A 12707-nucleotide genomic window follows, 5' to 3' on the forward strand; every position below is an offset into this window, starting at 1 on the left:
GATGAAAATATTTGTTATGTCAGACATACATGGTTCAATATACTACCTAGAAAAAGCATTGGAATGTTTTAAAATGGAGGAGGCCGATTACATCCTGATATTAGGAGATATCCTTTATCATGGACCACGTAATCCTCTTCCTACAGATTACAACCCAAAGTTAGTTGCTGAAAAATTGAACTTATACAAAGACAAGATCATAGCTACGAGAGGAAACTGTGACAGTGAGGTAGACCAAATGCTTTTAGAATTTCCTATTATGAGTGATTTCACTAATTTGTTTTTAGGAGGCAAACGTATCTTTGCTACCCATGGTCACCTCTTTACAGAGGGAAAACTTCCCATAGGTAAGGGAGATATCCTGATCTCAGGACACACCCACCTGCCATTGGCAGAAAAAAAGGATATCTTTATATTTAATCCAGGGTCTATTACCCTTCCCAAAGGAGGAAATTCCAATTCATATGGAATTTTAACTTCTTCCTCTTGGAATATTAAAGATTTGGATGGTCAAATTTTTAAATCTATCGAATATTAAAAAAAGTAATATGATGTTACATCCTATATATTAAAAAAATCCCTTAAAATAGTAGATTACTATTTTGGGATTTTTTTAATTAGTATCATCATCATCTTCATTTTTAGTTTCAATACTATCGGTATATTTTCTATCCTTTAAGATATAGTATACCAAGGTCAATATCAATTTAGCACCATTATCCGTTATTTTTTTTATTATTCCGTGTTTTTCAGTAGCGACCAGATGAAGTTTGTATCCTGATTCCAAAATTTTAAGAACGTATTTATCATCTTCTTCATAGGGCGTAAATACCAAAAGTGCTGCCAAATAAAATATTATAATAGCCAATACTACTAACAACAGCGTAATATACATCATCACAATCACCTCCTAATCTTATATTATATATATACTATATTATTTCTGTTTTTCCTATAAATGCTGATAACTATTTCTGAATTATTCCTATAACAGAACCGTTATCGTACTTTATTCGTACAACTTCACAACCTATTATATTACTCATACAGAGGGAGCTAGACCTGGGAATATCAACCCTGTCCAATGGATAGGCAAATCCTTCCAATGTCAATGAATCTATGGAAGTAAGTGGAATAAAAGAGATAGTTTTACCCCTTTGACCACAAATTTCCATATCTTTTTTTATCCAGAAAATTATTTCATTCTCGTCTGCATATGTAACATTTTTGTACTTTTCCAAGAGATTCAAGTTCGTTAAAAAATGGTCTGTTCTCCCTCCTAACCCTCCCAGGATTAAAACATCTTTATATTCAGTGGTTACTTTCTCTAAGATCAATTCTCCATCTGTAAAATTTTTAGATACAGGGAATTTTTCAAATTTCACGTCTAATTTTTTATAATGAGTTATTACCTCTTCTGTAATAGAATCCAGATCTCCCAATATAAGTTTGGGAATTACTCCCAAATTATAGGCATGGTTTGCTCCACCATCTGCGCAATATATATCATATTCATTGTATTTTATATCTTTATAATAATCTGCTTTTAAGTTAACCCTTCCACTTAAAAATATTATTGCCTTTTTTTTCATCCTATTCTCCCTCATCTCTTTTGGTATTTACCTCTATAAATACAGGTAGATGATCTGAAATTACCTTTCTTATCTCCCTGTAATTGTTGTCTGTAAAATCTAATACCCCACTTCTTCCTGTATACCATCCTTGCATCAATTCATAGGGATAAAAGATGTGATCATAACTAGATACCAGACCACTTTTTCCTATGGTCGTCTTTTGATTAGGAGGTATTGCATCGACAATCACATCAGAATGCTTTAAGAATCCAGAAAAAGCATCATCATATGAAGGGATATTAAAATCTCCTCCAATTATAACTATATTTTCTTCATCACTTTTATCATATTCTTCTTTAAACCAATCATATACATCGATCATCTGCATGCCCTCTAGCTGCCTTTCAGTTTTTTTCTTTCCAAATATTGAATGTACCAAAACATAGGTGAATTTAAAGTCTCCCATTTGAAATTTAGCACCATATGGTTCTCTCATAAAGTATTTTCCTCTGTTTTCTTCTGGATAAAATTTACCTTTTTTTAGGAGTTTTACCCTGTCTGTTCTATAGATATATGCAAAATATTCCCTGTATTTCTTACTTCCTACTGCATAGGGAGAGATATGATACCTCCACTCTACCCCTGTCTGAGCTTTCAGTTCATTGGTCAGTTTTTTCACTTCATCTTTTTTCATAACCTCTTGAATTCCTGTCAGATCAAAGGAAGATATGATACTAGCTAGTCCCTCTATCTTTTCCTGCCTGTGATCATTTTTCCATCCTAGATGAAGGGTATTAAAACTGGCAATATGTGCTGTTGATCCAAAGGCAAATATACCAATAGTCAGAAATATTACTATTAATTTTAATATCTTTTTCATAGCTTCCCCTCCCATATCCTCTATTATTTTCTTCTTATCCCTAACTTTTCTTTTCTATAATTATCCAGATATTTTAAACTTACGAATTTCATTTTAGTTTAAAAAAACCTAGAAAATTAAAATTTTCTAGGTTTAAATACCTCTTACTTAGCTCTTTCTACATATTTACCTGTTCTTGTGTCAATTCTGATTAATTCATCCATCTCAATAAATAATGGAACCATTAATTCATAGCCAGTTTCAATTGTAGCAGATTTAAGTGCTTTTCCTGTAGTATCACCTTTTAATCCAGGCTCTGTATAAGTAACTTTGAATACCATATGGTTTTCTAATTCTACTCCTACTGGTCTTCCTTCATAGAATAAGATATCGATGATAACTTCTTCCTTTAAGTAGTTTACAGCACCATCTAAGTCATCTTTTTGTAATCCAATTTGCTCAAATGTTTCTTGATTCATGAAGTTATATTCTCCACCATCTTCATATAAAAATTGCATAGATTGCTTATCTAACATGATGTCATTCATCATATCAGATGCCTTTACTGTAGTTTCGTTGATTCTTCCACTGATAAGATCCTTTACTTTAAAAGTGATCTCAGGTGCTCTTTGTCTCTTTCCTGATGTTGATTGGAATCTTTCTGCCTTTAATATTAAAAATGGTACTCCATTTACTTCAAATGTACTTCCTGCTCTTAATTTATCTGCCGATTTCATTTTATTCCTCCATATTTTTTCTTTTTCCTTGATAGCCGATCAAAATGATCGACATTTTTAATTAATTATACAATAATTCGTAAGAATCTTCAAGATAAATAAGGGTTATTTATGTCTTTCATGAAAGCTTATCAGGTCATATATATCTTTTTTCATATAGGGACTCCCTACCTTATTTTGAACTTTTTTCCATAATTCTCTAAATTTTTCAAAGTTCATCCTTTTTATCATTAGGGTTGATTCCTTCAAATATTTTATATCCGCCTTGGTCATTCCCATTCCATGGAGGAGAGTTTTTTTAATTTTATAATAATTTTCACTGTCTAATTCTAAACCATTATAATAAAATCCCAAAAATTCATCGGATAAGTTCTTTTCCTGATAGATAACTCTTCTAACTTCAGTAGCTATATAGTCAATACTTAATTCTTTTTTTATCTGTCCCCTGTCTTCCCCTTCAAAACTAAAGAAAGGTAAGAATACTTGGTACATATGATAACTTCTCATAGATTTGGTAAAGGCATACATCTTCTTTAAAAGGGGATGTAGTTTTTCATCTGACCTAATCAGTCCTTTATTTATTGCATATGTACTTCCCAAATGAGGATAAAGTGTAATTGTAAAGTCTTCTGAATGAACAAAATTAATTATGTGTTCGTCGTATTTATTATTTTTTTTGAATTTCTTAATAAATTTCCTTGCCCTGGTCAGCTCCTCATAGATCATATCTTCATTGAAGAAGTCATCTATAAAAACTTTAGGACTCATTACCAATTCATTTTTTTGTTCTTCTTTTTTAGCAAAAAAGGGCAATAAAGGCTTATTAGTTGTTGTAAATATATTTTCCAACCTTTTCTCTGCATCTTCATCTAATTCCAGTTTAAACTCTAATTTAGAGATTTTTTTTATACTCTCTTTATCTTTTATATAGTTATTTCTTTTCAAAAGTTTCAAAAGGTAACTGTAGTAATAAGTTTTTACCCTTTTATACAGAACTTCGTTATTTCTTAGAGACGGACATTTCCTCTCTGCTATTAAATCAAATTCTAAAAAATCCTCTAAACTTAAGATCCCAACTTTATTGATTCCAACAGCATTCCACGTGTAAACCTTTGGGATCCCATACTCTTCTAAGTCAGAGATCAAGGCAACATATTGAGCTATTCCTCCCCCTAGGGAATGTCCAGTCAGAGCTATACTTTCATGCTCTATCTTTAACATTTTCTTATAAAATTCTACTCCCTGTTCTAATTGTTTTGGTTTTCTGTCCACACCTAGTAAAAGATCAGTTTCTATAAAATCTTTATATGCTTCACCAAATGAACTGAGTTCTGTCCCCCTATAGGAGATAACTATCTGTTTATTTTTTTCAAAAGCTATAGCATAAAAGCCTGTTTTTTCTGTTCCCTGTTTATAGGTATCGTCCATTATACCTATGATTTTCCATTCACATAAAAAAGTATGGAATGTTCTTTCAAATATCTCACTTCCCCCATAGGACCAAACCTCATTGGGGAAAGAAAGTAGCCTTTTTTTTGATTCACTGTTTAAAAACAAGATTTCCTCCAAGGAAAATCCTATATCTTCCTCTTTAAAATCACCATATGAAAGACCACTGAGAACTAAATAATCTAATTCTGTTATCATAATTTTACCACCTTAAAATATCAATCTCAATAAAATATAGGTAACAAATGTCCCTAAAATACTTCCTGCCATAACCTCTTTAGGAGAGTGAATCCGGCCTTCAATCCTCGATTGAGCCACTAAAAGTGCTATTCCAAAAGTTAGTATTGTTACCACTATATTTTCTGTAGCATAAGATACCCCTACCCAGAGTCCAAAAGCTACTGCTGAATGCCCGCTGGGCATTCCTCCATGCAGTAATTTTCCTTTTTTGTAATAAGATTTAATTATAAAAACTCCAATTACCACTATAAATATTATGAGTAAAACAGTGTCCACATAGGAAGATTTCAACAATCTAAAGACCTCAAAAGTATCTTTTTTTAATTTTTTACTAAAAATTATATAACCTATCACCAGAGCATTGAGAGATACCACCAGTACCGCTCCAGCTGCTACATCTTTGGCTTTTTTAGCCAGTGGATGATACCTAGTTGTACTAATATCCACTGCAGCTTCTATAGCGGTATTCATAAGTTCTGCAAAAAACACCAGGGATATAGCAAAAGAAAGGCTTTTCAGGTCAGATCCTGTTACACCAAATATAAGACTCAATATAACCACTAAGATCCCGGCAAATATATGAACCCTCATATTTCGTTCTGTTTTTATAGCTGTAACTATACCCTCTAGAGCATAATTTATACTTTCACTAAATTTACCATTTTTAGTTATTTTTTTTGTCATAAAACCACCCCAAATCGCCTACAGCGAAACTTAAAAACCGATAACTTTAAAAGCGATAAAATAAATTTCAGATCTATTTCACCAACTATCCAGCTTATTAATCTCAAAATAAAAACTTTTAATTCATTATATCTCTATATTGAATAATTTCCTTTTTCTTATTGGTTTTAATCAGTATCAGTAGTGGCTCAGACATAAAATTCTACTTAGATCCCCATAACTTTTTTAGTCTAGAGATATTTAAAATAACTTTAAATATCTCTGCTATATCCGTGTTTCTTTAGGATTTCTTCCTCTTTCTTTCTCATTATTTTTTTATCCTCATCCTCTATATGGTCGTAACCCAGGAGGTGTAAGATACCATGTGTCAATACATAGTAAAACTCTCTTTTAAAACTATGATTATAGTCACTGGCCTGTTCTTCTACCCTCTCTAAAGATATTACTATATCACCTAGAGTCAAGTAAGGTCCTAATTGAAAGTCATCTTCATTGTCTAGATATGCAAATGAGATCACATCTGTAGGCTGATCTTTATCCCTGTAATCTCTATTTACAGCTTGTATATTTTCATTATTGGTAAGTAAAAGTGACATATAAACATCTCTTTCGTTAGTGTACTCATCCTCTATGACAGTTTTTATATAATCTTCTACAGTCTCTAAATCTATAAATTCATCATACCCTTCTATTCCCTTAGTTAATTCAACAGTTATTTCCATTTTTCCTCCTGCAATTTTATTCTTTTATTTTATTCATATCATTTAATTATTTCTGTCCCGGATACTTTATCCTTACATGATGGATACTCATAAGTATCTTTGTAAAACTTTGGATTATAATTTCAATCTCTTTAAATGTAAGGTCTGCATCTGAAAGCTGCTGCTCCTCGATCTTTGACCCAATAATTTTTCGGAGCATCTTCTCTATCGTTACCGGTGTCTTTTCATCTAGTGACCTTACTGCTGCCTCAATAGAATCTGCCAGCATTATTACAGCTGACTCCTTACTCCTAGGCTTAGGTCCACTATATCTAAAGTCACTTTCTTCTAAATGCGGATTACTTTGTTTTGCTTTATTATAAAAATAAGCCAGTAAAGTTGTCCCCTGATGTTCATACATAATATCCCTTATTTCTTTGGGCAGATTATACTCCCTTCCCATTTCATCACCATCTCTAGTGTGAGATGTTATTATAAGGGTACTCAAAGTAGGACTCAGGTTATTATGCGGATTTACTCCATCAGCCTGATTTTCCACATAAAACTGCGGTCTTTTCATCTTTCCTATGTCATGGTAATAAGATGCTACTCTAGCCAATACATGGTTACCGCCTATAGCTTCTGTAGCCTGCTCTGATAGGGTTGCTACCATCATAGAGTGATGGAATGTCCCAGGAGCATTTACTGATAACCGTCTGAGCAAGGGCTGGGATAAATCTCCTAATTCCAGCAGTTTTATATCTGTTAAAATATTAAATGTCCTTTCAAAATATGGAAGAAGTGCTATAGTTAACATCCCTGTAAAAGCTCCCGACAAAAATAATACCCCACTCTTAATCAGGCTGTCTATAAACTCCATATTCATTCCAACTGCTATGGTTAAGACTATAAACACCTTGGTCATCCCTATATAGATACCAGTATTAATGATATTAGTTCTATTTTTTATTTTTGTTATCAGATATAATGAAACTATCAAACTAAATATTTCTATAACTAGGTACTCTATGCTGAATCCATTTAATGGTATACCATAAAGGATCAAAAAACCACCTATAATTAAACTGGTTTTTACATTTACTAAGATTCCCAATAAAATAAATACTGTTTCTATAGGCAGGATATATTTCCAATTGGGGTCTATAACCCTGAAAGAGATTATTCCCACAGCAATAGATAACATTATAGCGCTATAATAACTTTTTTTTCTTATTTCATTGAATAGAAACTTCGTACAAATATTTTTAAATACTATAGATAATATAAATAGATAGATAAGTGTCCCCATAAATTTTATTACCTTACTAGTTTTCCCATAAAGTCCTGCATTTTTTAATATGATTACCTTACTCTCTGAAACTGCCTCACCTTTTTTCAAAATTACAGCACCAGCATTTATACGCACTGAAACATTTTTTACCTGTTCTATCTTTTCGTTGAGTAACTCTTCAGTTTTTTCACTGTCTAAGATATAGTTAGGTTTGATAAAAATTTTCATAAAATTTTCTTCATAGGAATCCAGGTCATCAATCTTTTCAAACAACTTATTAAGTCTCAATAAGTTCCCGTCTTTTTTGACTCCCTGTTTATATAAGATATTTATATCATTTAAATATTTATCCCTTAGATCATCTAACTCCTTATCTGATTTTTCAAATAAATACATGAAAAGTTCAGATGAAATTTTGATATTAAAACTATTTTTTATATTCTGATAGGCTAGCTCTGATTCTACTTTTTTCTCTTGTTTTATTTGTTGAAAAAAAACTTTTACCCTCTGAATTGTCTCTTCTTCTACACTTCCTACACTTATATATTCCTTCTGAGAACTTTCTATTATCTCAGATATTATCCTTTCTTTAGCCGCTGTATCGTTGTAAATTATATCTGTAGGAGCGACTACATCCCTTATGGCTACGTCTCCTAATTTTAAATAACCGTTAAATAAATATGTATTTGCACTGACTACAGTCAGCACTAAGATTAGAATAAGATATACTACTTTCTCATTAACTACTTCCTTTGCAGAATATTCTAGATCTTTAATCTCTTTTTTCATTTTTTCTTTTTTCTCAAATCCAATTGTCAACCTTCTACCAAAAAGTTCAATTTTCTTCATAATTTTGCCTCCAATACCATTCCTATATGATATTATCTTTGTTTTTTATATGAATATTTCTTGTTGGAATGGAATCTATAAATAGACTTCCATATCGTTTCTTTATAATTCTATTATCTAAAATTGTTATTACACCTCTATCATCACAACTTCTGATAAGCCTCCCGATTCCCTGTTTAAATTTAATTATCGATTCAGGTATCTGGTATTCCATAAAGGCATTTTTCCCCTCATCATTTAAATTTTCTATAATGGCTTCTACCACAGGATCACTGGGTACTTTAAATGGTAGTTTAACTATGATTACAGAGCTAAGCTTATCTCCTTTCACATCTACACCTTCCCAAAATGATGCTGTTCCAAAGAGTACAGGTTTATTGCTTTTTTTATACATATCCACCAATTGATTCCTCGGTGCCTGCCCCTGGATAAATAAGTCATATCCTTCCTCTTCTAGTCTATCTTTTAACATAAAATATAGATAATTTAATGTAGAATATGAGGTAAACAATAAAAATGTATTCCCCTTTGTCCTCTTTATAAGTTTTTCTACAAAATCTTTTATCCCATCTAAAAATCCACGATCTGTAGGAGATGGGAGATCTCTTGGAATATATACTTTCATCTGCCTGTCATAATCAAAGGGTGAATCGATAATTTTTTCCAAGACCTCCTCATGTAGGCCTATAGATTCTTTGAAATATTTAAAACTACCATTAATTGCTATAGTTGCAGATGTAAACACCATATGTTCCAAGTTAGAATATAAATTTTCATCCAATTCATCACTTATTTTTAAAGGTGTTGCTACAAATTTTACGTTACTCTTTTTTTGATTCAGAGATATCCAATAGATGAAGTTTTTATCATCCATCTCCTTTATAAAATTATAGTTAGAAAAATATGTTTCCAGCCTCTCAGTATATTTTGTAAAATCACTTATTATTCCTGTTTCATCATCAATATCCTTTATTACCCGAGTTAAACTCTTTAACCTTCTCATATAAGCATTGTAAGTCAGGAGCATCTCCTCCTCCAATTCCTTCAATGTCTCCCAATGTTCCCAGTGTTTTAGCTCTTCCTTTCTCAGACGAAGACTGATATTCCCCTGGGACTGTCCTGCAAAGGCTTCTATAACCTTTAGATAGTATTCATTCCCACGGTTAGACAGATCTATATGCCGGGATATCAACTCTTCTATGATCTCCTTTTTTATAGAGTCATACCCTTTATAATTTATATTTCTTAAATAATTCAAAAGACCTGTATACTTGCTGGCATCTTTTTTCTTCCCTATATGATGGATGTTGTTCATCGTTTTATTGAATGAATATTTAGATGCCTCATAGGAAAAATAATCCCGGGCTACATTCTCTATATTATGGGCTTCATCAAATACTACCAAGTCATAGTCTGGAAATATAGAATAATCTGTGTTGAACCCTACTTCCTTTCGTATGGATAGGTCAGCAAAAAACATATGGTGGTTGGTGATCAACACATCAGCCTTTTTCTTTTCCTCTCTGGATTTTAAAAAGAAGCAGCTCTCTTTAAAAGCACACTTACTCCCTGCACATATATCTGTCTCACTCATAAATTGTTCCCAGACTATGTAATCTACCTCAAAGGGAAGTTCTCCCTTATCACCGGTTTCAGTAGATTTAAACCACTTCAATATATAGCTCACTTGATCTTTCTGAGAACTACTCATCTCATCGATCTCTGAACTTCCTCCTATCCCTATATTAGCAGCTTTTCTATTACACAGATAGTTACCCCTACCCTTAACCAAGACATAGGTAAATTTCTGTGGCAGCAATTTTTTAACTATAGGAATATCTTTGTGGAGGAGCTGTTCCTGTAAATTTATAGTATTTGTTGTAATAATTACTTTTTTCTCATTTTTTATAGCCCATTCTATACTAGGAATTAAGTAAGCGAGGGTCTTTCCAGTTCCTGTCCCTGCTTCTACTACAACCTTAGTTTTATTGTTCAAACCTTCCTCAATATGTTTAGCCATATGAAATTGTTCTTTTCTATACTCAAATCCCTTAAATATTCCTGCTAAAAGACCTTTCTCCTCGAAGTAGGGTCCTATATCGATCTTTTGAATCTCTGTTTTATTTATCTCTACCATAACATAGATATCATCTACACTATTATTTACAATATACGAAGCCCCGTCTTTTTGATCAGAATACATAGAAGCCACAGCTACATCTGCATCAGAAGGGTATAGATACCCTGAAGGATGGTTGTGGATTATTACTTCCCTTTTTTTCATCCTCTTGAGGAGAGCCGGGACTGCTCCTTTATTCCCTCTGGCAATTACCTCTATCTCATCTACTATTCCTTCATCATTTGGTATACCACGAAAAAACACCTCATTTCCATGGGCGTTCTCAATTTCCTCTTTCATTTTTTCTATTATATTTTCTGAAATTTTTTCTAATATCATTATTTATTCACCTTCTATTCTCCTATTATACCACAAAATAAAAGAAACGTGATGTTTCATCCAGTTGTGCAGAATACAGCATTTTTTTAACTTTATTTTTATGAAAAATTTAGAATTTTCTGAATAATAAAAAAGAGGCAATGCCTCTTTTTTAGTTAAAAATTAAAAATATATAGTTTAAAATTTTAGATATAAACTAACACTCTATATCTTTTTTATTTTATATACAGGGGCTCTAAAAATTCAAAACCTTTATTTTTCCCTTTAACAGCTTCTATCATAAAAAGTTTAGAAACTTTAGTGTTTTCACTGAATATATTTTGTATCCTCTTTGGATAAAATCCCAATTCCGATAGATTATTAAGTAGTTCTACCATCCTCTCACTTCTATAGATCAGTGTCAGAGTACCTCCTGGTTTTAGAAGCCTCTTACTCTCATCTATTAATTCTTTCAAATTTAAAGTAATCTCGTGTCTAGAGATCGCTTTCATAGAGTGGGGATTGACCTTCCCATTAGAGCTTTTCATATAGGGTGGATTACTTACTATGTAATCATAGGTATTTCCTCTGTTCAATTTTTTTATATCTATATTGAGAACCTCTATTTTTTCTGTAAGATCATTTTTTTTCACACTTCTTTTGGCCATACCAGCCATCTCTTCCTGGATTTCTACCGATGTAATATTATCTACCTTTGGATTTCTAGACAAGATAAGGGAGATTATCCCTGTTCCTGTTCCTATATCCAGCAGCTTTCCATTTTTAGTCGGTGTAAAAAAATCTGCCACCATGACAGCATCTTCTCCAAATCTAAATCCATCTTTTTTCTGTAAAATAACCATCCCATGATCTAGGGGTTCTAAATTTTCATCTTCTCTCATTATTTTGCTTCCAATCCTTTCACAGCTGCTTCTTCAGGTGTTTTTTTCTTAGATTTATGTTGTTTTCTAGCTTCTTTTTTGTCAAAACTTACCTCATCTAAATTCAATCTCATTCTGCCTTTACCCTCTACATCTACATATAGATATTCATTCAATGGATTTATTCCGACTACCTTTCCTCTGCTATTTTCCACACTTACTATTTGACCCATACTTGGGCATTTTAATAGAGCATCGGCATATTGTTGATATTCATATTTAATACAACAAAGCAGTCTACCGCAGGCTCCAGAAATTTTCGAAGGATTTATTACTAAACCTTGATCTCTTGCCATCTTAATTAACACTGAGTCAAATTTGTTGATATAAACCCTACAGCAGAGTTCTTTTCCACAGATTCCTAAACTTCCTAATATTCTAGCTTCATCTCTTACACCTATTTGACGTAATTCAATTCTAAGTTTAAATATTGTAGCTAATTCCTTTACTAGGTTTCTAAAGTCTATTCTACCTTCTGCTGTAAAGTAGAAGATTAGTTTTGATTTATCAAAGGTAAATTCTGTAGCCACTAACTTCATAGGCAATTCATGTTTTTTTATCTTTTCTTTTCCTATAACATTGGCCTTTTCAGCTTCTGCTTTGAGAGTTTCAAATTGATGATTATCCTCTGAAGTAGCCTTTCTGATTACCGGCTTTAATGGTAATACCAGTGACTCTTCTTCCATCATTTTAGGAGCCATATATACCAAACCAATTTCCTTACCCCTTGCAGTATCAACTACAGCTCTATCTCCTACTACATAATCAATATCATCCACTACTTCAAAATAATACCTTTTTCTAGTTATCTCAAACATTATCCCCAAGATTTTGTATTGTTTTTTTTCTACCTTTTCTTCTTTTGCTTTATTTTCTGCTTCCCATTTTTCATCTAAAACATCTTTATTTAATTCCTCTTTGGCAGCTTTCTTTTTTACACAATTT

12 protein-coding genes are annotated in these 12707 nt (G+C 32.2%); 1 reads left to right on the plus strand and 11 read right to left on the minus strand.

Annotated elements, in window-relative coordinates:
* Position 1 precedes the first annotated feature (1 nt).
* Entirely contained in the window at positions 2-538 is a 537-nt protein-coding gene (gene yfcE, locus K337_RS0109365) for a phosphodiesterase (protein WP_028856379.1), read from the plus strand.
* 75 nt (positions 539-613) lie between these two features.
* Here the strand turns inward: yfcE and K337_RS0109370 are convergent, their stop codons facing one another.
* From K337_RS0109370 to K337_RS18145, 11 genes are all read right to left on the minus strand, one after another.
* Positions 614-898 (minus strand): hypothetical protein, encoded by a 285-nt coding sequence (locus K337_RS0109370; RefSeq protein ID WP_028856380.1) that lies wholly within the window; start codon positions 896-898, stop codon positions 614-616.
* A 70-nt stretch (positions 899-968) separates the two neighbouring features.
* The gene (locus tag K337_RS0109375) at positions 969-1592 is read right to left on the minus strand and encodes a thiamine diphosphokinase (RefSeq protein ID WP_037029302.1); all 624 of its coding nucleotides are present in this window, start codon (positions 1590-1592) and stop codon (positions 969-971) included.
* Between the two features lies 1 nt (position 1593).
* A complete protein-coding gene (locus K337_RS0109380) occupies positions 1594-2454 on the minus strand; it encodes an endonuclease/exonuclease/phosphatase family protein (protein WP_028856382.1) in 861 nt (286 codons plus the stop codon).
* A gap of 143 nt (positions 2455-2597) precedes the next feature.
* The gene (gene efp / locus K337_RS0109385; protein WP_028856383.1) at positions 2598-3170 is read right to left on the minus strand and encodes an elongation factor P; all 573 of its coding nucleotides are present in this window, start codon (positions 3168-3170) and stop codon (positions 2598-2600) included.
* Between the two features lie 105 nt (positions 3171-3275).
* The gene (locus K337_RS19195; RefSeq protein ID WP_051251696.1) at positions 3276-4817 is read right to left on the minus strand and encodes a Tle-like phospholipase domain-containing protein; all 1542 of its coding nucleotides are present in this window, start codon (positions 4815-4817) and stop codon (positions 3276-3278) included.
* 12 nt (positions 4818-4829) lie between these two features.
* Positions 4830-5543, minus strand: coding sequence for a diacylglycerol kinase (locus tag K337_RS0109395; RefSeq protein ID WP_028856384.1), 714 nt, complete (start codon positions 5541-5543; stop codon positions 4830-4832).
* Between the two features lie 251 nt (positions 5544-5794).
* On the minus strand, positions 5795-6265 hold the full coding sequence (gene ybeY / locus K337_RS0109400) for an rRNA maturation RNase YbeY (protein WP_028856385.1): 471 nt from the start codon (positions 6263-6265) through the stop codon (positions 5795-5797).
* A 46-nt stretch (positions 6266-6311) separates the two neighbouring features.
* The gene (locus K337_RS0109405; protein WP_028856386.1) at positions 6312-8384 is read right to left on the minus strand and encodes an HD family phosphohydrolase; all 2073 of its coding nucleotides are present in this window, start codon (positions 8382-8384) and stop codon (positions 6312-6314) included.
* A 22-nt stretch (positions 8385-8406) separates the two neighbouring features.
* Positions 8407-10842: an ATP-dependent DNA helicase gene (locus K337_RS0109410; RefSeq protein WP_084140840.1), complete on the minus strand. Its 2436-nt coding sequence runs from the start codon at positions 10840-10842 to the stop codon at positions 8407-8409.
* Positions 10843-11057: 215 nt separating this feature from the next.
* Complete coding sequence (locus K337_RS0109415) at positions 11058-11723, minus strand: tRNA1(Val) (adenine(37)-N6)-methyltransferase (protein ID WP_051251697.1); 666 nt, start codon at positions 11721-11723, stop codon at positions 11058-11060.
* On the minus strand, positions 11723-12580 hold the full coding sequence (locus tag K337_RS18145; RefSeq protein WP_425414018.1) for a PSP1 domain-containing protein: 858 nt from the start codon (positions 12578-12580) through the stop codon (positions 11723-11725). Before K337_RS18145 ends, K337_RS0109415 begins: the two co-directional genes overlap by 1 nt.
* Positions 12581-12707: the final 127 nt, after the last annotated feature.

The sequence above is a fragment of the Psychrilyobacter atlanticus DSM 19335 genome, from assembly GCF_000426625.1.
Taxonomy (GTDB): Bacteria; Fusobacteriota; Fusobacteriia; order Fusobacteriales; family Fusobacteriaceae; genus Psychrilyobacter; species Psychrilyobacter atlanticus.